The sequence below is a fragment of the Streptomyces sp. CNQ085 genome (assembly GCF_022614595.1).
GTDB lineage: Bacteria > Actinomycetota > Actinomycetes > Streptomycetales > Streptomycetaceae > Streptomyces.
The window spans coordinates 23,408-43,053 of the sequence record NZ_JAJFAU010000021.1 but is presented as its reverse complement, the minus strand read 5'-3'; the positions used below and the strand labels follow the sequence as shown (position 1 = coordinate 43,053).

At 71.6% G+C, this 19,646-nt stretch carries 26 protein-coding genes; 15 read left to right on the top strand and 11 right to left on the bottom strand.

All coding sequences use genetic code 11. The features are described from left to right. Positions 1-350 precede the first annotated feature (350 nt). The 3 genes from LJ221_RS06565 to LJ221_RS06555 are packed head-to-tail and all read right to left on the bottom strand — an operon-like array spanning position 351 to position 1,641. Positions 351-551, bottom strand: a complete 201-nt coding sequence (locus LJ221_RS06565) for a DUF397 domain-containing protein (RefSeq protein WP_241714570.1) — start codon at positions 549-551, stop codon at positions 351-353. A gap of 23 nt (positions 552-574) precedes the next feature. Continuing rightward, a complete protein-coding gene (locus LJ221_RS06560) occupies positions 575-775 on the bottom strand; it encodes a DUF397 domain-containing protein (RefSeq protein WP_241714569.1) in 201 nt (66 codons plus the stop codon). An 11-nt stretch (positions 776-786) separates the two neighbouring features. Next, on the bottom strand, positions 787-1,641 hold the full coding sequence (locus tag LJ221_RS06555; protein ID WP_241714568.1) for a helix-turn-helix transcriptional regulator: 855 nt from the start codon (positions 1,639-1,641) through the stop codon (positions 787-789). A gap of 263 nt (positions 1,642-1,904) precedes the next feature. Here LJ221_RS06555 and LJ221_RS06550 point away from each other — a divergent pair, with 263 nt between their 5' ends. From LJ221_RS06550 to LJ221_RS06530, 5 genes are all read left to right on the top strand, one after another. Further along, entirely contained in the window at positions 1,905-2,336 is a 432-nt protein-coding gene (locus LJ221_RS06550) for an ATP-binding protein (RefSeq protein ID WP_241714567.1), read from the top strand. Further along, entirely contained in the window at positions 2,333-2,908 is a 576-nt protein-coding gene (locus LJ221_RS06545; protein ID WP_241714566.1) for a hypothetical protein, read from the top strand. Before LJ221_RS06550 ends, LJ221_RS06545 begins: the two co-directional genes overlap by 4 nt. Before the next feature lie 384 nt (positions 2,909-3,292). Next, entirely contained in the window at positions 3,293-3,634 is a 342-nt protein-coding gene (locus tag LJ221_RS06540; RefSeq protein ID WP_241714565.1) for a hypothetical protein, read from the top strand. A 6-nt stretch (positions 3,635-3,640) separates the two neighbouring features. After that, on the top strand, positions 3,641-4,681 hold the full coding sequence (gene tgmB, locus LJ221_RS06535; protein WP_241714564.1) for an ATP-grasp ribosomal peptide maturase: 1,041 nt from the start codon (positions 3,641-3,643) through the stop codon (positions 4,679-4,681). Next, positions 4,678-5,880: a methyltransferase domain-containing protein gene (locus LJ221_RS06530; RefSeq protein ID WP_241714562.1), complete on the top strand. Its 1,203-nt coding sequence runs from the start codon at positions 4,678-4,680 to the stop codon at positions 5,878-5,880. Before tgmB ends, LJ221_RS06530 begins: the two co-directional genes overlap by 4 nt. Before the next feature lie 142 nt (positions 5,881-6,022). Here LJ221_RS06530 and LJ221_RS06525 read toward each other — a convergent pair whose 3' ends face one another. Both LJ221_RS06525 and metG read right to left on the bottom strand, forming a co-directional pair. Then, the gene (locus LJ221_RS06525; RefSeq protein WP_241714560.1) at positions 6,023-6,355 is read right to left on the bottom strand and encodes a hypothetical protein; all 333 of its coding nucleotides are present in this window, start codon (positions 6,353-6,355) and stop codon (positions 6,023-6,025) included. A gap of 78 nt (positions 6,356-6,433) precedes the next feature. Further along, on the bottom strand, positions 6,434-8,050 hold the full coding sequence (gene metG / locus LJ221_RS06520; protein WP_241714558.1) for a methionine--tRNA ligase: 1,617 nt from the start codon (positions 8,048-8,050) through the stop codon (positions 6,434-6,436). Positions 8,051-8,332: 282 nt separating this feature from the next. Between metG and LJ221_RS06515 the strand changes: the two genes are divergently transcribed. Further along, positions 8,333-10,420 carry a PhoX family phosphatase gene (locus LJ221_RS06515; RefSeq protein ID WP_241714556.1) on the top strand — a complete coding sequence of 696 codons (2,088 nt, stop codon included), beginning with the start codon at positions 8,333-8,335 and terminating at the stop codon, positions 10,418-10,420. 305 nt (positions 10,421-10,725) lie between these two features. On the opposite strand, the gene LJ221_RS06510 is transcribed toward LJ221_RS06515, so the two are convergent. Then, positions 10,726-10,950, bottom strand: coding sequence for a hypothetical protein (locus LJ221_RS06510; RefSeq protein WP_241714574.1), 225 nt, complete (start codon positions 10,948-10,950; stop codon positions 10,726-10,728). A 388-nt stretch (positions 10,951-11,338) separates the two neighbouring features. Here LJ221_RS06510 and LJ221_RS06505 point away from each other — a divergent pair, with 388 nt between their 5' ends. From LJ221_RS06505 to LJ221_RS06495, 3 genes are read left to right on the top strand one after another with little or no spacing between them, the layout of a single operon-like run. Next, positions 11,339-12,163 (top strand): hypothetical protein, encoded by an 825-nt coding sequence (locus LJ221_RS06505; protein WP_241714554.1) that lies wholly within the window; start codon positions 11,339-11,341, stop codon positions 12,161-12,163. After that, positions 12,090-12,941 carry a radical SAM protein gene (locus tag LJ221_RS06500; RefSeq protein ID WP_241714553.1) on the top strand — a complete coding sequence of 284 codons (852 nt, stop codon included), beginning with the start codon at positions 12,090-12,092 and terminating at the stop codon, positions 12,939-12,941. The genes LJ221_RS06505 and LJ221_RS06500 overlap by 74 nt, the downstream gene beginning before the upstream one ends. Further along, positions 12,938-13,468 carry a nucleoside deaminase gene (locus LJ221_RS06495; RefSeq protein WP_241714552.1) on the top strand — a complete coding sequence of 177 codons (531 nt, stop codon included), beginning with the start codon at positions 12,938-12,940 and terminating at the stop codon, positions 13,466-13,468. Before LJ221_RS06500 ends, LJ221_RS06495 begins: the two co-directional genes overlap by 4 nt. Before the next feature lie 202 nt (positions 13,469-13,670). Here the strand turns inward: LJ221_RS06495 and LJ221_RS06490 are convergent, their stop codons facing one another. Together LJ221_RS06490 and LJ221_RS06485 are read right to left on the bottom strand one after the other, a co-directional pair. Beyond that, on the bottom strand, positions 13,671-14,339 hold the full coding sequence (locus LJ221_RS06490) for a permease prefix domain 1-containing protein (protein WP_241714551.1): 669 nt from the start codon (positions 14,337-14,339) through the stop codon (positions 13,671-13,673). Next, positions 14,336-14,677 (bottom strand): PadR family transcriptional regulator, encoded by a 342-nt coding sequence (locus LJ221_RS06485; RefSeq protein WP_241714550.1) that lies wholly within the window; start codon positions 14,675-14,677, stop codon positions 14,336-14,338. Before LJ221_RS06485 ends, LJ221_RS06490 begins: the two co-directional genes overlap by 4 nt. An 84-nt stretch (positions 14,678-14,761) precedes the next feature. Here LJ221_RS06485 and LJ221_RS06480 point away from each other — a divergent pair, with 84 nt between their 5' ends. The 4 genes from LJ221_RS06480 to LJ221_RS06465 are packed head-to-tail and all read left to right on the top strand — an operon-like array spanning position 14,762 to position 16,683. After that, complete coding sequence (locus LJ221_RS06480; RefSeq protein ID WP_241714572.1) at positions 14,762-15,253, top strand: DUF2269 family protein; 492 nt, start codon at positions 14,762-14,764, stop codon at positions 15,251-15,253. Continuing rightward, a complete protein-coding gene (locus tag LJ221_RS06475; RefSeq protein ID WP_374228391.1) occupies positions 15,250-15,534 on the top strand; it encodes a hypothetical protein in 285 nt (94 codons plus the stop codon). The genes LJ221_RS06480 and LJ221_RS06475 overlap by 4 nt, the downstream gene beginning before the upstream one ends. A 1-nt stretch (position 15,535) precedes the next feature. Further along, positions 15,536-16,207 (top strand): HD domain-containing protein, encoded by a 672-nt coding sequence (locus tag LJ221_RS06470; protein ID WP_241714549.1) that lies wholly within the window; start codon positions 15,536-15,538, stop codon positions 16,205-16,207. Further along, positions 16,171-16,683, top strand: a complete 513-nt coding sequence (locus tag LJ221_RS06465; protein ID WP_241714548.1) for a hypothetical protein — start codon at positions 16,171-16,173, stop codon at positions 16,681-16,683. The genes LJ221_RS06470 and LJ221_RS06465 overlap by 37 nt, the downstream gene beginning before the upstream one ends. A gap of 87 nt (positions 16,684-16,770) precedes the next feature. On the opposite strand, the gene LJ221_RS06460 is transcribed toward LJ221_RS06465, so the two are convergent. Continuing rightward, entirely contained in the window at positions 16,771-17,118 is a 348-nt protein-coding gene (locus tag LJ221_RS06460) for a VOC family protein (RefSeq protein ID WP_241714547.1), read from the bottom strand. Between the two features lie 228 nt (positions 17,119-17,346). Here LJ221_RS06460 and LJ221_RS06455 point away from each other — a divergent pair, with 228 nt between their 5' ends. Further along, the gene (locus LJ221_RS06455) at positions 17,347-17,889 is read left to right on the top strand and encodes a DapH/DapD/GlmU-related protein (RefSeq protein WP_241714546.1); all 543 of its coding nucleotides are present in this window, start codon (positions 17,347-17,349) and stop codon (positions 17,887-17,889) included. 59 nt (positions 17,890-17,948) lie between these two features. Here LJ221_RS06455 and LJ221_RS06450 read toward each other — a convergent pair whose 3' ends face one another. Both LJ221_RS06450 and LJ221_RS06445 read right to left on the bottom strand, forming a co-directional pair. Beyond that, positions 17,949-18,173, bottom strand: a complete 225-nt coding sequence (locus LJ221_RS06450) for a DUF397 domain-containing protein (RefSeq protein WP_241714544.1) — start codon at positions 18,171-18,173, stop codon at positions 17,949-17,951. Next, complete coding sequence (locus LJ221_RS06445; protein ID WP_241714542.1) at positions 18,170-18,742, bottom strand: hypothetical protein; 573 nt, start codon at positions 18,740-18,742, stop codon at positions 18,170-18,172. Before LJ221_RS06445 ends, LJ221_RS06450 begins: the two co-directional genes overlap by 4 nt. Positions 18,743-19,051: 309 nt before the next feature. On the opposite strand from LJ221_RS06445, the gene LJ221_RS06440 reads away from it, so the two are divergent. Then, on the top strand, positions 19,052-19,480 hold the full coding sequence (locus LJ221_RS06440; RefSeq protein WP_241714540.1) for an ATP-binding protein: 429 nt from the start codon (positions 19,052-19,054) through the stop codon (positions 19,478-19,480). Positions 19,481-19,646: the final 166 nt, after the last annotated feature.

Genomic DNA, 19,646 nt, shown 5'->3' with positions numbered 1-19,646 from the left:
GGTGATACTGGACGGCACGTGGAGCCTCTGGTTGTACGGAACGTGATCTTGGTCGACTCGTTCCTGCCAGAGGCTTCATGCTGTCTGGCCTCGGGGTGCTCCCGAGGCTGGAGACACACCGCGACATCGTCACGCAGTGCAACCGTCACGTTGCCGAGAAGACTTCACTGTCACGCTCCCGCTCACCTGGTCTTCACTGGTGAGCGGGAGTGCTTTGTCGTTACGTTTTGGGGATGAGTTCGCGGGCACGCTCGTCAAGTCCGCGACAAACCGGCGCTTGCCGTACGGCCGCATCCGCCGCCACTCCGAGACGACCCGGATCCGCTTCGATGCCGGAGGCGGGCGGGTGGTCAGTCGACGAAGTGGTCGAACTCGCCGGCCTTGATGCCCTTGAGGAAGGCGTCGAGCTTGGCGGGTGTGGTGACGACGATCTCGTCGGGCTTGCTGCTCTCGCGCATGAGGACGCGATCGCCGTCCCGGGCGATCTCGATGCAGTTGGCGCCTTCGCCTTCGGAGAAGGTCGCCTTGTGCCACTCGATGGGTGTGGACATGTCGGGCTCGCCCTCCTGGGGAGTCAGTGTGTGAGATGGTCGAGTTCGCCCGCTTTGGCGCTGAGTATCAGTGCCCGCACTGCGGCGGGCGTGGTGGCGATGGTCTGCCCGGGCCGCTCACTCTCGCGGAGCCGGATTGCTCCGGCGTCGGAGCGAAGCTCCACGCAGTTGTTTCCGCCGTTCCCGCCGCAGAACGATGACTTCTGCCATGTGTTTTCCAGCATGTCCGTCCCTCTCACAAGTCGTGGATGATCCCGGCGATGAAGTCCCGCGAAATCCTGGCGCTCAGGGCGCGCCTCTCCATCTTGGAGAACATGTTCCGGTAGATGGCCAGGTGTTCCTCTGCGTCGAGGAAAACCGGTTCGAGCATCGAGTCGAGGTGCACGGTGTCGAGTTGAGGTACAGGCCCGCCCGCGTACAGCACGGCCTGGCCCGAACCGGCGAATCCGTCCGACTTGAAGGGAACCACCCGAAGCGTGAAGTTGGACCGGTCGGTCAGTTCCAGGAGACGTCTGAGTTGTGCCCGGGCTACGTCACGCCCGCCGAACCTCATGCGTAGCGCGGCTTCGTGCACCAGAGCCTCGTACTCGAAGGGACTTCCCCGATCGAGGATCTTCGCTCGCTGTACGCGGTGCCCGACTCGGGCTTCGGCTTCTTTCTTGTGCATTCGGTGGGGAGCGCCGAATTTGAAGACCGCGTGTGCGTAGTCCTCTGTCTGAGCGATGCCGGGGATGTGCGCGATTTGGTACGTGCGCAGGTAGACCGAGTGGTGCTCCAGTTCTGCCACGTCGAGGAATCCCGGATGCAGAACACCTCGGTACTCCTCCCACCACCCTCTGGTCCGGTTGGTCGCCATGGCGACGAGTGCGTCGACGTACGCCTGGTCGTCGCACCTGTACGCGCCGGCGAGGGTGCGCACCCGGTCCGCGCTGACGCCGAAGCGGGCGGTCTCGACCTGGCTGATCTTGGTGTGGTCGATGCCGAGTATCGCGGCGGCCTCGCGGGCGTTGTGCCCGGCCGCCTCCCTCATCTTGCGCAGCTCGGTGCCAAGTCGCCGTTGCCGGGCGGTTGTCACTGTCCTCGGTGGCATGGCGACAGTCTGCCCTCTTACGAGTGAAGTGGTCCAAGGGGATCCACATGGATCCTCGCGAATCGGTAGTCATGTTTATCCCGAGTGCCCTATGGTCCTCGGTAGCGCAGCGTGAACACCAGTGAACCCGCAGTGCAGTTGGCCTCCCCTGCCCGCACACCGACGCGGGCGGGGGAGGGCGGCCGAGCCACGGTGGTGGGCGCGCGTGCTCCGCAGACGAAACGCAACGAACCGCGGACGAACCGCGTTGGGAGAAGACGCAGATGACCGTGACCGCATACGGCAGACCCGCCACCGCCGTCTACCGGCTGACCGCGCCCGCCCTGCCCACCACCCCGAGAGTCGCCCGCGACGCGGTCGCGGCGTGGCTGTGCGCCGCCGGGCACCACGGGCTGCTGGACACCGCACGCACGCTGGTCAGCGACCTGGTGACGAACGTCGTCGTGCACACCCGTGTACCCCATCTGTGGGTCGGGGCCGCCGTCACGCGGCTGGGCGCGGTCGTCTCCGTGTGGGACGGGGACCAGAGCGGGGTGCCCCGCCCGCGTCACGCGGCCGAGGACGAGACCGGCGGGCGCGGGCTGTTCCTGGTGGAGGCGCTCAGCCACGCCTGGGGCGTGAGCTGGACCGGCGGGGCGGAACCGGCCGGGAAACGGGTCTGGTTCGAGCTGCGCGCCTCGCGCGAGGGGCCGTGAGCGTGATGGACTTCACCGCTCTGTGCCTGGGTGCGCTGATCATGACCGTCAGTGCGGCGCTGACCGGCTTCGCCGTGGCCGCGGCCCGCACCTGCGGCGGCGTCGGCGGTGTGTGGTGCGAGGTCACCGTCCTGGACGCCGACACCCACCGCGAGTGGCTGCTCGACTGCCACCGGGCCCGCAGTCCGCGTCAGGCCCTGCGCTGGATACGCGCCCGGGCCCCGCGCCTGGCCGACCGCATCGACCCGCCCCCGGACGCGTCCTGGGCCGCGCCCGGCACCATCCGCCCGTACGAGCCCGGCCGCCCGTACGAGCTGTACGACCCCGGCGGGCCAGACCCGGCCGCTGTCCTGCGTCACCGCCCCTTGGAGGGAATCGCGCACCGCGACGCCCTGCGGGTCCTGGAGGACGGCGGCCTCTACGTCCTGACCGCGCCGGACGGGGACGGCCTGCGCTACCGGCTCTCCGCCCGCGCCCTGCGCCGGAACCCTCCGGGCTGGACCGGCCGGGTCGGCAGACCCAGCCGGTCCAGCCCGTCCGGCAGGGCGGCCGTCACCAGCGGACCGCTCTGAAGTCCACCGGTGGGCAGACGCCGTCGGCCCGGTCGCGCGGCTCGCGCGGCACGACCGGGCGCCCGCCCTCCTCGCCTGTCAGGCCGGGCGCGAACTGCCGCGCCACATCGCAGTTCGTGCACCGCCCGTCCACCCGCCAGCCGCTGCTCGCCCATGTCCGCTCCCCTCCTCCCTCCTCGGCGCGTCCGCCTGCCGGACGCCCGCCCCCAGGGGTATTCCACGCACCGCGGCCGGGGGAAGGGGACGGAGGTCCCGCGAAACCGGGGGGCAGTCCGGTCGTTGGCCTGTACGGGCCTGGGCCGTGGCCGGAAAACCGGCTTACGGCGGCCGTCGGGCGGAGATAACCCAGAGGGGGATTCCGCCCCCCGAAGTGAAGGGGGAGCCATGACCATGACATTATTCTCCGATGAGCGCACCGGGGCGGGCCTGTCCCTGGACAGGCCCGAGGACAGGTTCCCGCTGGACCGGGGAGCCGCCCCGGAGCTGCCGGATCTGACGGGCCACCGGGGCCCGGCGCCGCTGGCCTTCCGGTTCCTGACCGCCACCACCGGTTCGGGAGGTGTGCTGCCGCAGGACATCGCCTATGACGAGGAGACCCAGACCGGTGTCTACCAGGGTCTTCCGCCGGGGGTGTTCATGACCAAGAACCCGCCGAAGACCTTCGGCCCCACCGAGCCCACCGGCCAGATGGACGCGCCGGACGATCCGGGCCCGAGTGACGACTGACGGCCGGTGACCGACGACGGACGGCCCGGGACGACCGCGCCCGGGAGGATCCTGGTGCTGGCGGGCCGCTTCGACCCCACCGCGGACCTGGTGGTCGAGGAGCTGAACCGGCGTGCCGTACCCGTCTTCCGCACCGATGTCGCGGACTTCCCGCTGGGGCTGTCGCTGGCCGCGCGCCTCGGCGGGAGGACCGGGGAGGGCGGACGGACCGAGGAGGGCGGGCACGCGGCCGGGAAGGCGTGGAGCGGCACACTGCGCACCGGGCGCCGGACGCTGGACCTGCGGGACGTGCGCAGCGTCTACTACCGCAGGCCCGCCCGCCCCCGCTTCCCCGACGGGATGTCGCCCGACGCCCGCAGGGTGGCCGAACGGGAGGCCCGGCGGGGCTTCGGCGGGCTGCTGGCGGCGCTGCCGGTCCGGTGGCTGCCGCCCCCGGGCCTGGCGGCCGACGCCGAGTACAAGCCGCTGCAACTGCGCGTCGCGGCCGAGTCCGGGCTGTCCGTGCCGCGCACGCTGATCACCAACGACCCCGGCGCGGCGGGGGAGTTCGGCGAGGAGGTCGGCGGACGGGTGGTGTTCAAACCCTTCACCCCCGTGCGCGGCACCGTCGGCGGGAGGTCGGCGGCCGTCTACACCAGCATCGTCGGCCCCGCAGAGCTCGGCCACCCGGACATCGCCACCACGGCGCACCTGTTCCAGGAGTGGGTGCCCAAGGCGTACGAGGTGCGGCTGACGGCCGTCGGCGGGCGGCTGTTCGCCGCCGAGATCCACGCGGACTCGCCGGCCGGACACGTGGACTGGCGCAGCGACTACGGCAGTCACAGATACCGGCTGTGCGAGCCGCCGCCGGCCGTCGCGGCAGGAGTACGCCGGATGATGGACACCCTCGGCCTGCCCTACGGCGCGTTCGACTTCGTCGTCACCCCCGAGGGGCGATGGTGCTTCCTGGAGATCAATCCGAGCGGGCAGTTCGGTTTCGTGGAGCAGGCGACCGGGCTGCCGATCACGGCCGCCGTCGCCGACTGGCTGGAAGGGAAAGGGATGTGAGAGCGCACGGGGGCGACGAGCGTGAGGAGCGCGCGGAGCACGCGGAGCTGGCCGAGGCGCGGGTCGGCATGGTGCGGCGGATGGACGAGGGCGGTGTGGTGCTCTCCTCGCGGCTGGCCGAGGTCTTCCTGGACGTGCCGCGCCACCGGTTCGTCCCGGTGTTCTACCGCCGGGACGGCGAGCGCTTCCTGCCCTGCCGCCGCGCGGACGGGGACACCGGGCAGTGGACGGCGCGGGTGTACGCGGACGACTCCCTGATCACCGAGGTGGACGGGCTCCACGCGGAGGACGCGGGGGAGCGGGCCGTCACGGGCGTGCCCACCTCCTCCTCGACCGCGCCGAGCCTGATGGCCGACATGCTCGACGCGCTCGACGCCGGGCCGGGCGCGCGGGTGCTGGAGGTCGGCACGGGCACCGGCTACAACACGGCGCTGCTGTGCCGGCTGGCGGGTGCGGGGAACGTGGTGACCGTGGACGTCTCCGAACGCCTCACCGCCGCGGCGCGGAAGCGGCTGGACGGCCTGGGGCTGTCACCGGTGGTGGAGACGGCCGACGGCGCGGCGGGCGCCCCGGGGCACGCGCCGTTCGACCGGATCATCGCCACCTGCTCGGTGCGGCGCGTGCCCGCCGCCTGGACCGACCAGTGCGCGGTGGGCGGGATCATGGTGGTCCCGCTCAAGGGGACGCTGGCCGGAGGGGTGCTGGCCCGGCTGACCAAGCTCGCGGACGGTACGGCCGCCGGACACCTCCTGCACACCCCGGCGGCCTTCATGCCGCTGCTGTCCGGCCCCCGGCCGGTGCCGCCCCCGGCCGGGGCGGAGGGCGGGCGGAGCCGGGAGACGCCGCTGTCCGGCAGCGTGCTGGACGACTGGACGTTCTCCTTCTTCGCCCAGCTCCACCTGGGGCCCGTCGTCGAACGCGAGTACCGCCGTGCCGCCGACGGCACCCGCACCACCGTCCTGTACGACCCCGCCGACGGCTCCCGCGCACGGGTGACCGACCACGGGGACGGGCGCGCCGGCGCGGCGGTCTCCGCCGCCGGGCCCCGGGACCTGTGGGCGGTGGTCGAGCGCGCCCACCGGCGGTGGCGGGAGCTGAACCGGCCCCGCCGCGAGTGGTTCACCGTCCGCGTCACGCCCAGGGGCCAGACCGTGTCCTACACCTCCCCCGACGGCCGCACCCATACCTGGGAGCTGTGAGCTTCCGGGCGTGGCGGAGGCCGTGCACCGTGTGGTCCTCGTCATGCCACCGACCGTAGGAACGGTCCCCGGCCATCCGGCGCGCCCCGGCTTCCCAACCGGCCAGCACGTCACCGCATTCTCCGGGCGACCTGCGGTCAGATCAGAAGAGGCTGTTGTGCTTGGCCCAGGTGATGAAGCCCCCGCGGGGAAACGGGTAGCGAATGCCTGTGTCCAGAAGGGCGTCGACGAAGGCGGTCGCGGCATACTCGGTGACCCGGCCATCCTTGACCGACTCGGCGACGACACGCAGAGAACCCCACACCTGGAGGCCGGCGTTGGGCGCGGCGAGCCGCTCGGCGGCGTCCTCCCTCTCCAGGAGCCTGGCGCCCTCGCGCCAGAACTCCACCTCGCAGGCGTACCGCAGATCGCCGAGCAGCTGGCCGGAGGGGTCCAGCAGTAACTCGCCGAAGCGGATGCACGGGCACGGGCACACGGCGAAGCGGTGCCCACCCGCCGGGACGGAGGGGCACCGCTTACGTGTACGGGGCGGACGGTCCGGGGCCGGTCCGGGCTACGCGCCCTTGGGCTCCTCCAGGCGCGGGAAGAGCACCGGGCCCTTGGTGACCCGAGTGCCGGCCGGGAGCAGGCCCCAGGCGCCGGCGTCCTGGACGCGCTGGTCGGCCAGGGCGCCCAGCGCGGGCTCCGCCCCCAGCGAGTCCCACAGCAGGCCGGAGGTGCGCGGCATCACCGGGTTGAGCAGAACGGCGCAGGCGCGCAGCGACTCGGCGGCGGTGTAGAGGATCGTCGCCAGCCGCTCCTGGGCCTCGGGCGAGGTGTCCTTGGCGACCTTCCACGGCTCCTGCTCGGTGAGGTAGCCGTTGACCTGCTTGACGAAGTCGAAGACCGCCGCGATGCCGCCCGCGAAGTCCAGCTCGTCGCCGATGCGCCGGTCGGCCTCGGCCACGGCCCTGGCCATGCCGTCCCGGATCGCCTGCTCGGCCTCGCCGTCGGCCTTGGACTCCGGCAGCAGCCCGTCGAAGTACTTGTTCACCATGGCGGCCAGGCGGGAGGCGAGGTTGCCGTAGTCGTTGGCCAGCTCGCTGGTGTAGCGGTGGGTGAAGTCCTCCCAGGAGAAGGAGCCGTCCTGGCCGAAGGCGATGGCGCGCAGGAAGTACCAGCGGTAGGCGTCCACGCCGAAGTGCTCGGTGAGGTCCTGGGGCTTGATGCCGGTCAGGTTGGACTTGCTCATCTTCTCGCCGCCGACCATCAGCCAGCCGTGCGCGGCGACCTTCCCCGGCAGCGGCAGGCCCTGCGCCATCAGCATCGCGGGCCAGATCACCGCGTGGAAGCGGAGGATGTCCTTGCCGACCAGGTGGACGTCGGCGGGGAAGGTCTCGTCGAACCTGGCCTGGTCGGAGCCGTAGCCGACGGCGGTGGCGTAGTTCAGCAGGGCGTCGATCCACACGTAGATCACGTGCTTGTCGTCCCAGGGGACCTTCACGCCCCAGTCGAAGGTGGAGCGGGAGATCGACAGGTCCTCCAGACCCTGCCGGACGAAGTTCACCACCTCGTTGCGCGCCGACTCGGGCTGGATGAACTCCGGGTGCCGCTCGTAGTGCTCCAGGAGTTTGGGCCCGTACTCGGAGAGCTTGAAGAAGTAGTTCTCCTCCTTGAGGACGTCCACCGGCTTGCGGTGGACGGGGCAGAGCTTCTGGCCGGCCCACTCCCCCTCGCCCTCCAGCAGGTCGCCGGGGGCCTTGTACTCCTCGCAGCCCACGCAGTACGGGCCCTCGTATGAGCCCTGGTAGATCTCGCCCTTGTCGTACAGGTCCCGCACGAACTCCTGGACGCGGGCGGTGTGCCGCTGCTGCGTGGTGCGGATGAAGTCGTCGTTCGCGATCTCCAGGTGCTCCCAGAGGGGCTTCCACGCCTCCTCCACGAGCCTGTCGCACCACTCCTGGGGGCTGACCCCGTTGGCCTCGGCGGTGCGCATGATCTTCTGACCGTGCTCGTCCGTGCCGGTGAGGTACCACACCTTCTCGCCGCGCTGGCGGTGCCAGCGGGTGAGCACGTCGCCTGCGACGGTCGTGTAGGCGTGGCCCAGGTGCGGAGCGTCGTTGACGTAGTAGATGGGGGTCGTGACGTAGAACGCCTTCGCCCCCCGCTGCTCTTTTCCAGTGGCCGCCATGGGAGAAATCCTAACGGTCCGGGGCCGCGTCGCCGGTCCGGATACCGCCGTGCGCGGGGGCGCCGGGAGGGCCGGGCCAAGGGCGCGGGAGGGCCGCGGTACGGACCGGCGGGCACCGGTGGCAGCGGTGCGGCCACGTACGGATCCGGCCACGGCGGCCGCCGGACGGCCTGCCGACTCCACGGGCCGGATTCACTCCGCGTTCATCGCGCGGTCGCCCCCCGTCGTGCCCGCGCGCCTAGCGTCCCGACACGCGTAGACACGGAGCATCCGGAGGGAACCATGCGCAAGCTGCTGCCGCTGATCGGTTCGCACCCCGGCGGGAGATCCGCCATGACCTGCCGCTACCGCTGCGGCGACGCCTGCTTCCACGAGGTGCCCAACAACAGCGGCAACGAGTACGCCGGCGACGTCATCGCCGCCGCCCTCTCCCGCCGCTCTGTGCTGCGCGCCGGCGCCGTCGTCGGCGCCACCGCCGCCGCCGGGGCGGCGGTCGGTATCGGCCAGGCGCCCGAGGCCGCCGCGAAGCCCTCCGCCGTACCGGGCAAGGGCTGGGAGAAGGAGCACGGCAAGATCCGCGGGGCGGCGCGCGGCCTGCGCTTCGCGCCCGTCGCGCCGAACACCGCCGACGCGGTGACCGTCCCCGAGGGCTACGCGCAGAACGTCGTCATCCGCTGGGGTGACCCGATCCTGCGCGGCGCGCCCGCCTTCGACCCGGAGAAGCAGAGCGCGAAGGCGCAGGCCGGCCAGTTCGGCTACAACAACGACTTCCTCACCCTGCTGCCGCTCAAGGGCGAGCGCGGGCGCCAGGTGCTCTTCGCCAACCACGAGTACACCGACGAGGAGCTGATGTTCCCCGGCTACGACGGGGACAACCCCACCCGCGAGCAGGTGGAGATCGCCTGGGCCGCGCACGGCCTGTCCGTCGTCGTGGTGGAGGAGGACCGCCGCACGGGGAAGCTCACGGCCGTCCCCCGCCACCACCTCAACCGCCGCTTCACCGCCACCAGCGAGTTCCGCCTCACCGGCCCGGCCGCCGGGTCCGACCTGCTGAAGACCTCCGCCGACCCCACCGGCACCAGGGTGCTGGGCACCCTCAACAACTGCGCGGGCGGCACCACCCCCTGGGGCACGGCGCTGTCGGCCGAGGAGAACTTCAACCAGTACTTCGGGGGCGCCGCCTCCGTCACCGACCCGGAGGTGAGGGCCAGACTGGCCCGCTACGGAATGAGCGGCGGCGCCTCGGGACGCAAGTGGGAGCGGTTCGACGACCGCTTCGACCTGACCGAGGAGCCCAACGAGGCCAACCGCTTCGGCTGGGTCGTCGAGGTGGACCCGTACGACCCCGACTCCGTGCCGCGCAAGCGCACCGCGCTCGGCCGCTTCAAGCACGAGGCCGCCGAGCCCCGCCTGACCGCGGACGGCCGCCCGGTCGTCTACATGGGCGACGACGAGCGCTTCGACTACTTCTACAAGTTCGTCTCCTCCCGGCGGATGGCGAAGGGCGACAGCCGCGCCGCCCGCGAGCACAACCTCACGCTGCTGGACGAGGGCACCCTCTACGTGGCGAAGCTGACCGGCGACAGCCCGGCCGACCAGATCGACGGCAGCGGGAAGCTCCCCTCCGACGGCGAGTTCGACGGCTCCGGCGTGTGGATCCCGCTGGCCACCGGTGACACCTCCCACGTCCCCGGCATGAGCGCCGAGGAGGTCTACGTCTTCACGCGCCTGGCCGCCGACAAGGTGGGCGCCACCAAGATGGACCGTCCCGAGGACGTCGAGCCCAGCCCGCGCACCGGCCGCGTCTACGTCGCGCTGACCAACAACTCCCAGCGCGGGGTCGGCTCCAACCCGGCCGCCGACGAGGCCAACCCGCGCAACGCCAACAGGCACGGCCAGGTGCTGGAGCTGGCCGAGCACTGGGACGACCCGGCGGCCGACGGCTTCGCCTGGCGCCTGTTCCTGGTCTGCGGCGACCCGGAGGACCCCGCCACCTACTTCGCCGGCTTCCCCAAGGACCAGGTCAGCCCGATCTCCTGCCCGGACAACCTCGCCTTCGACGCCTACGGCAACCTGTGGATCTCCACGGACGGCAACGCGCTGGGCTCCCACGACGGGCTGTTCGGCGTGGCCACGGCCGGCGAGCGGCGCGGTGAGGTGAGGCAGTTCCTCACCGTCCCGGCCGGGGCCGAGACCTGTGGCCCGATCATCCAGGACCGGCGGGTGCTGGTCGCGGTGCAGCACCCGGGCGAGGTGGACGGCGCCAGCTACGAGCAGCCCGCCTCGGCCTGGCCCGACGGGCCGGGAAGGGCGCCCCGCCCGTCGGTCGTCTCCGTCTGGCGCGAGGACGGCCGCGGCATCGGCGTCTGAGCGCGGCACGGCCCCGGCGTCCGAACGCCGGTACGGCGGTCCGGTCCGGCCCAGTCGCCGGGCCCCGCACCCGGCGCCTTCGAGCAGCACCGGCCCGGCGGAAGGGCGGCCCCCACAGCCGCCCTTCCGCCGGGCTATCGGCTGTCCTGGACCGGGCCCCACCCGGTCCCGCGGACAGCCGGGAGACCGGGGGCGGTGCGTGCCCCGGTCTCCGCCGCCTCCGGTGCGACGGCCCCGCCCGGTTCCGTCCGAACCCGCCGGGCGGGGCCGGCTCGCTCACCCCGGAGCCGGTGTCCGATCCGGGCTCAGCCCGTGTGGTGGTCCCGCTGGAGGAGCGCGGCGTGCTCCAGCACGTCCTCCATCGGGTCGTCGATCTGCCCGGTGGAGATCAGCGCGACGGTCGGCCCGTTGTGCGACCCGTGGTGTGTCTCGTCGGCCCAGGCCGGCTCGGCACCACCCGGCGGCGCGACCGCCATCACGGCGGCTCCCACCACGACCCCGCACCCGTACGCCACCCGGTTCCGCCCCACCGTGCTTCTCCTCTCGTCCCTCATCCGCTCACGGCCGTCCGCCGTCCGCCGTGCATATCTGCCGGTGAGCGGAAAAGTTACGAACGGATTGTGGCTCTGTCCTACGGCGCCCCGGGGCGCGCCCCGTCGCGCGCTCCGGGGAGCGCCCGCGTACCGCCTCCTCCCCGCGGATCTCGCGGACGGCCGGGGTGTGACCGGGCTTGCCGGCGGCTTCTTCCGGGAAGAACGGGAAGGGGGGAAGTGCGGGAGCAGGAGCGGAATTCTGTACTCCACACCCGGTGATGCCGGTGATGCCGGTGATGCTGGCGGGATTCCATCTGGCACCCTCGTGCGGCGATTCCCCGGTGTGCTGCACTGGCTGTCGGTTTGAGGGGGAGGCGGGGTGGATATGCGCCTGATGACGGCCGTGCGGGTGGGAACGTCTGTCGTCTCGGGTGTGCTGATCGGCCTGTGGGTGAACCTCTTCACCGACCAGCTCTCGGGGCACGGCTACTTGACCGCGTCGATAGGGTTGGGGTGGGGCAATTTCCCGCTGTTCCTCGGGATTGCCTCCCTGGCGGTCGGTGAGGGCTTCGTGCGGAGGCAGCAGATGCTGGAGCGGGACGATTTCGTGCAGCGCTACGAGTTGCTGCGGCTGCGGCAGCGGCGAATCCTGGAAAGCACCCTGCGGATCATGTGCGAACTCGTCTCCAGGACGTTGCGGGTGACCTGCAACGCCCGGTACTTCGTGGCCGAGCGGGACGAGGAGGGCCGCCACTATCTCCGGCAGGACCGTGATCTGGCGGTGCTGAACATCAGCATGCCGCGTGAGTACGGTTTCACCCGTATCTACGTCGACACCCCTCATATCGTGAGCGGCCAGGCGTACCGGGAGCGCGTTCCGCTCTACCAGGAGCTCCCGGTGGACCACAGCAATCTGTACGACCCGGACGTGAGCCGCATGATCGAGCCGCAGCAGAGATGGGTGCTGGCGTGCCCGGTACTCCGGCTCGACGCGGCCACCAACAGTCACGTCCACGGCCGGACGCCGCACGGCGTCATCGTCTTCTACGGCACCGAGGTCCCGTCCGGCCCCGATGTCGCCGACCGTGTCCGGGCCAGCCTCGACTACACACAGCAGTTCGCCGAACAGATGTCGCATGTTCTCAACATGCTGGAGCTTTCTACCGCATCGGAGATGGCCGGTGAAGGAGATACCGCAGGAGCTGCCTAGATCGGTCTGCTTACGGGTGACGCGCAGATGCAATGTCGCCTGCGCCTTCTGCCAGGCACCGCCCACCAGCAGAAGTGAACTGTCCGTGCGGGAGATCGGTGAGATCTCCCGCTTCTTCGCGTCCGGTGGCGCCCGGTCGGTGAAACTCGCGGGAGGTGAGCCGACGGTCCGGGAGGATCTGCCCGAGATCATCGCCGCGGTCGCCGGCGCCGGGCTCAGGCCCGTGGTCACCACCAACGGTTTCGCCGTGTCCACCCGCGCCATGGACGCCTGCGCGGAGTACGCGGGCGAGTTCAAGTTCAGTATCCACCGGCCGTCCATCGAAAACGACGATGTGCTGCGCCGAAAATCCTTCGGTGATATCGAGAGGAATCTCGCGGAGGTGGTGCGCAGGGAAATCGGATTATCGATAAATTCAGTGGTCGCTCCGGGCGGTCTGAACCTCATGGAGGAGATGGCGGCTTTCGCTTGTGAACGGGGCGCGCGAAAGATAAGTTTCATACCTGTGGTGTCCCGAGGTCGCGCCAACGGAAAACGGGAGTTCTCGTTCCGTTCCGGAGAACTGACTGAGGTCCTCCATCATGTGCGGGAATTGGCGCAGATGTACCGAGGACGTATGGACGTTCGCTGTATCGACATCAGATCCCGGGACTACTGGATCGTGGAGAACGACGGGTCGCTGTGGATCGAGCGAGCCACCGAGGACGCCGATGTGCGTATCTGCGGAAAGGAAGCCCTGATGTCCACCTGTAGCACGCGCCCCGCGGAGGCGGGATGACGGCCCGGGAGATCGAGGAGGGGATGCTGAGGTGCCTGCGGCTGGCCCGTGAGGCGGCGCTCTCCGGAAACTACGGGTTGGGGGCGGTGGTGATCCGGGACGGGGCCGTCCTCGGGGAGTCGGGCAGCGGACTCGTCCAGGGCCACGACCCGACCGCGCACCCGGAGGTGCAGGCCATCCGCCGGGCGGCCGAGCGGGTCGGCTCGCGCTACCTCACCGGCGCCTTCCTGCTGACGACGCTGGAGCCGTGCCCGATGTGCACCGCCGCCGCGATCTGGGCGAAGATGCGCGGCATCGCCTTCGGCGCCACCCAGGAGGACGCCCGGAACTGGGCGTCCGGGAATCCCGACGAGACGTTCACCTGGCGGCAGATCGACCTCCGTGCCCGCGACGTGGTCCGGGCCGGGCACCCGCGGCTGGAGGTGCGCGAGGGGGTCCGCCGGGAGGAGTGCCTGGAACTCTTCCCCCTCACCGCCCGGAAGGCCGCCCGGCAGGTCCCCTTGAGCGGGGCGGCGGGGCGCCGCTGAGGCGGGCGGTCCCGGACGTGTGCGAGCGGCCCGCCCCGCCCGGGGCGGGCCGTGGTGCGCGCGGACGTGCGCCGGGGCGTGCCGGTCAGCTCGGCCGGCCCGCAAGTCTGGGAAGGGGATCTGTCGACTTCCCGCTTTTGGTCGTGAACAGCGCGAAAGGGGCATCGGGGGAACAGAGTCGCGGATGCCTCCGGGGGAGCGGCTATGCGCGGGCGCAGTCGCGGCAGGCGCGGGCGGAGGAGGCCACCACGGTGTGGAGCACCGTGGCGAGGACGCCCGCGAGCGCGACCACCGGCCAGTTCTCCGACAGGGGGGAGGAGGCGGCGAGGGTGAGCGCGGACACGCCCAGGCAGACGCCGGCCGTCGTGCCGGTCCAGGCGGTCGCCCGGGGGAGCCGGTGCGGGGTGGGCAGCCGCCGGGCGAGGGGGCCGGTGGCTGCCAGCGCGGCGGCCGCGAGCAGCGCGGCGACGGCCGCGAACCCGGCCAGGGGGAACGCCAGCAGGCGGGCGAACCCGGGCAGTTGGCCGCCGTGCCCGGTGGCCAGGAACAGGTACCAGCAGACGGCCGGCAGCGGTGCGGCCAGGGCGACGGCCCGGGCGGTGTGACGGACCTGGGCGGCGGTCAGCTCCCGCTGACAGGAGGGCACCACCTCCGCCACGGTGCCGAACTCGCGGACGGCCTGCCGCACGGCGAGCTCGTGGGGCAGCCCCCCGGCGGCGTACGCGGCCACCGTCTCGGCGAGGCCGTCGCGCATCTCCGCCACCAGCCGGGCTCTGACACGGGCCGGGCCGCGCAGGGCGGAGGCCAGGGCCTCGGCGTACTCGTCGGCGTACTCCCCGGCGGGGCCGGGCCGCCGTCCGGGGCCGCTCATCCGGCGTGCCCGGGGTGCGGGGCGGGGTCCAGGACGGAGCCGATCGCCGCCGTGAACGACTGCCAGGCCGACCGCTCGTCGGCCAGGGCGCGCCGTCCGGCGTCGGTGAGCTCGTAGCGGCGCCGCTTCCGCTCACCGGTGGAGTCCCAGCTGCTGCGCAGCAGCCCGGTGCGCTCCAGGCGGTTCAGCGCGGGATAGACCGTGCCGGTGCGCAGTTCGAGCGCGCCCGCGCTGCGCCGCTGCACGGCGGTGATGATCGCGTACCCGTGCAGCGGTCCCGGCTCCAGCACGGCCAGCAGCAGCCCGTCCAGATGTCCGCGTACGGCGTCGGCCTTCATGAGTAGATAGCCTACTCAACGGACATGTAGGCGTGCTATATGTTGGCAACCAACATATCCGCCATCGGGGGTGAGGAGACCGCGGTGACCAAGGTGCTGCTGTCCGTGCACGTCCTGGCGGCGATCGTGGTGATCGGCCCGATCACCGTCGCCGCCTCCCTCTTCCCGCGCCACGCGCGGCAGGCCGCCGGGTCCGGGGAGCCGGGGGAGGGCAGGGACGCTTCGATCGCCGCGTTCCTGCACCGGATCTGCCGGGGCTACGCCGTCGCCGGTATCGCCGTACCGGTCTTCGGGATCGCCACGGGTGCCCGGCTCGGGGTCCTCACCGACGCCTGGCTGATCGTCTCGCTCGTCCTGACCGCGATCGCCGCGGCTGTCCTGGTCCTGGCGATCGTGCCCGGCCAGCGGCGGATGCTCCGGCCGGCGGACGGCACGGGGGCGCGTACGGCGGCGGCCAACGGGGAGACACGCTCGGCGGCGGCCCGGCTGTCCATGCTCACCGGCGCCTTCAATCTGCTGTGGGCGGTCGTCGTCGTCCTGATGATCGTCCGCCCCGGCTCCACCACGGGAGCGTGAGCGCTGTGCGCATCCTGCGGATCGCCGCCGGCGCCGAGGCCGCCACCCTGGCCGTGCTGCTGGCCAACCTGCTCACCGTCCACGCGCGGCCGGTCACCTCGCTCGCCGGCCCGCTGCACGGCACCGCTTACCTGGTCGTCATCGCCGCCGCCTGGCAGACCACGACCGCCGCCGGCGCGCGGTGGTACGCCCTCGTCCCCGGTATCGGCGGCCTGCTCGCCCTGCGCCGCCTCCGCGAGACCCCCGCTCCACCCACGACATCCGGCAACCAGGAGGAATGACATGACGGACCCCTACGAGGAACTGCCCCTGCCGCGCACCGCGCTGGCTCTGGAGGCCCTTCACCACGCGAAGCGGACCGAGCACCCGGCGATCTTCAACCACAGCCTGAGGACCTACCTCCACGGGCGCGCCTCCGGCGAGCGGCGCGGCCTGCTGCCCGGCCGCGACTACGACGACGAACTGCTGTTCCTGGGCTGCGTCCTGCACGACGCCGGGCTCACCCCGGAGGGCGACGGCGACCAGTCCTTCGAGCTCGACGGCGCCGACCTGGCCGCCCGCTTCCTCACCGAGCGCGGGGTGCCCGCCGACCGGGTCGAGGTCGTCTGGGACGCGATCGCCCTCCACCTCCACCACGACCTCGCGATGCGCAAGCGCCCGGAGATCGCCCTGGTGACGGCGGGGGCCGCGCTGGACCTCGGCATCGACGACCCGCGCGCCCTCCCGCCCGGCCACGCCGAACGCGTCCACGCCGCGCTGCCCCGTCTGCACGCGGCGGCCGTCCTCCACGACGCGATCGTCGGCCAGGCCCTCGCCAAACCGCACAAGGCCCCGCCGTTCGGCCTGCCCGGCGAACTCGTCCGACAGGCGACGGGCGCGGTCTGGCCCACCTGGGAGGAGATGGACCGGACCACCGGATGGAACGACTACGACGGCTACCGGCCGGGGAGCTGAGCGCGGACGGCCCGGTCGGCGCCGTCCCGGCGCTCTGCGCGGCCATCGGCGTCACCGGCATGGTGGGTGTGGCGACCGGGGCCGTCGCGCGGCGACTGGGCAGTCCCAGGGTCGCGGCGCTGTGCCTGGTGACGGTGGCCGCCGCGCTGGCCCTCCTCGGGCTGGCCGGCGACTCCCCGGCCGCGACGGCGGCCTCGGCGTGCGTCTTCGGCGCGGGGTACATGACCGGGTCGGCGGTGCTGGCGGTCTGGACCGCCGAACTGGTGCCCGACCGCGCGAGCGCGGCGTTCACCGGCTGCCTGGTCGTGGGGGCCGTCAGCTCGGTCGCGGCACCGGCCCTCGCCGGTGCGGTGATCCCCGGCCTGGGGCTGGGGACGCTGCTCGTCCTCACCGCGGCGGCGTCACTGCTCAGCGGGGTGGTGCTGATGCTGCACGGGGCGTCGGGAAGGGGAACCGCCGCGGAAACCGGACGGTGACTGCGGAGCCCTGCCCACCGTCGACGCGCACACCCCGCACCGTGAAGGTTCCGCCCGTAGTGCCGGACTCCTCGCGCAGGGCCGGCGTCAGCGGTGGCCCAGCACGTTGACCACTCGGCCGTCGGGGTCGCGGACGAGGAACCGCCGAACACCCCACTCCTCGTCCTGCAGGGGGTGAACGATCTCCGCACCGCTGTCCCGCATGACCGCATAGGCCGCGTCCACGTCGTCCACCTCGACACTCATGTCGGGGGTGACGGGGGCGGTCTTGTCGCCGGTCACGAGGCTGACCTGCCCCGCCGGGTTGGACGGGGAAGCGAGCGTCACGATCCAACCGTGGTTCATGACCTCCTCGAACCCCAGCAGGCCGTAGAACTCCCGGCTCTCCTGTACGGCCTCCGACTGGATGTTGGGTACGACACGACGAACGGCCATCGACGACTCCAAGCGGGAGCGGAACTGAACTCCGGGACCTTCCAGGAGTACTACGGCACGTCCGCCGTCGCACGCGCTTTCGCGACACGCCCCGGGGCGCCGAAGCGGGTGTGTCCGTGGCGCCCGCCGCGAAACGCTCTTGGCCACCTTCGCTCCCGCCTCCGCGAACACCCCTGAAACTGGTCTCCCGGCGAGCCTCCGCCACCGCTACACCGGAAGGACCGTGACATGTCCAGCGACCGTCTGATGCGCATCCACAGCGCCGAGTTCCAGGCCATGGCCGAGAGGGTCCTGCGGGTCACCGAACTCACCTCCCGCCTGAACGCCTTACCTTTCGAGGACGAGGCCGGCAAGGCGAAACTGTTCGAGCGGATCCTCGGCATGCCGCTGCCGCCGGGAGTCACGATCTACCCGCCCTTCTACACGGACCACGGCCTCAACCTCGACCTCGCCGAGCGCGTGTTCATCAACCAGAACTGCACGTTCCTGGACTACGCCGGCATCCGGCTCGGCGAGCGCGTGATGATCGGCCCGAAGGTCACCTTCATCACCAGCGGCCACCCGGTCGACCCCGGGGAGCGCAAGCTGTACCTCACCGGTGCGCCCATCGACGTCGCGGAGAACGTGTGGATCGGCGCCGGGGCCATGATCCTGCCCGGCGTCAGCATCGGCCGTGACGCCGTGGTCGCCGCCGGCGCGGTCGTGGCCGACGACGTTCCGCCGGCGAGCCTGGTGACCGGCGGTAAGGCGACCGTCCGCCGACGGTGGTGACGACCCCTCCAGGGTCGCGCCGAGCCTCCGACAGCGCTCTTTCCGGGGTCGCTTGTCCTTTAGCCGGTGGGGGCCGTGCCCCGCGCCACCGCCGAGAGGAACGCCGCCCAGGCGGGGCGGGAGACGCGGGCCGGGGGGACGCCCAGGTTCTTGGAGTCGCGTACGGCGATGCCGGAGGTGCCGGGTATCTCCGCCACCTCCACGCAGTTGCCGTCGCCGGCGGTGTGACTGGACTTCCGCCACCGATCGATCGGCAGGTCGTGCCGAACGCTGTCCGCAGTCATCCGTTGACCAGAGCTCCCTCCTTCCACAGCGCCTCGACGTGCGAGGCGAAACGGTCGAACATGCCGTCGTCCTGCAGTCGCCGCAGATGGAGCATGGGCGAGTCGTGACCGACCAGGTTGGACAGGTGGGGAGTGACGAGCATCTGGTCGTCGAAGCGGAACACCGACAGGCTGATGTGGCCCTCGTGACGGCTGTAGCGGGCCTCGATGTTCTCGGTGTCCCCGAGCCGTTCCAAGTGCTCCAGCGTGATGCGGATGCGGGTGGAGACGGTCAGTGCGGTCTGTTCCACCGTCTCGCGGCGCCGGGTCGTCTCTGAGTCGGGCTCGCCCAGCAGGAACCGCACCGCGACACCGGCGCGGGCCTTCTTCCTGAGCACGGTGGCGAGATTCGGGTGGTCGAGCCAGAGGAAGTAGTTGGTGTACCCGGCGAACGTCAGCTCCTCGCGGGCGTCCGTGATCAGTGAGCGCCAGACGGACGACGGGCAGACCGAGCGGTACGGGTAGACCGAGACGACCTCGCGGTCTGGGCCGGTCTTCATGACGGCCTTCACGGCGTTGGGCCACAGCACGCTTTCCTCAACTCCCAGTCGGTCGGCGACAACTGCGCGGGTACCGGGGCGGGGTACCCGTCCTTCATACAACCACCGATCGACTGTTCGGCCTTCGACTCCACAGGCGCGCGCCAATTGGTAGGAAGTCATACCGGACTCCGAGACAGCACGCCGCAAGGCCTCGTTCAAGGTTCTTCACCTGCCATAACCGACATTCCCCGACATCGGAGGAGTGTGTCAGTTGTGGCAGGTAAATGACGGTGGATATGCCGGAGCTGGCCGGTAACCATCGGTGCCGGAACGATTACCTAAGGTTGGAGCCCCCCTATGGCTGTCGTGGAGCGGAACATCGCGGACAACCACATCCATGCCTGGGAGATAGCCGTCGAGGCGCGGGGGATCGAGGTGTGGCGGCGCGAGGTCGCGGCGGCGGTGCGCGCGATGGGCGGGGACCGGGCGGCGGTGGAGACGGCGCGGCTGGGGGTCTCGGAGCTGCTGTCGAACGTGTGCCGGCACGTGGCCGACCGGCGGTGCCGGCTGGAGGTGCGGCAGGGGCGGGGCACGGCCCTGGTTCGGCTGTACGACCGCTCCTGCCGGGCCCCCGCCGTACAGGTGCCGGACTGGGACGCCGAACGCGGGCGCGGGCTGTGGCTGCTGCGGGAGACGGCCGACGCCCTGGGCTACACCTGCGTGCCCGGCGGCAAGTGGGTGTGGTTCACCGTGCTGCTCGACTCACCTGTGGGGGAGGGCGGATGAGCGGCCGGTGGCCCGCCGCGTACCGGGCCGGGGCCGTCGCCTACCTGCGTACGCCCCAGCCGCGCATGTTCCACCTCGGGGACTGCTTCTCGGCGCACGCCGGGGAGGTCCGGTGGTGGGCGGGGGAGCGCGCGGTGCGGATCGCGGCGAGCCTGGGCCCCGACGA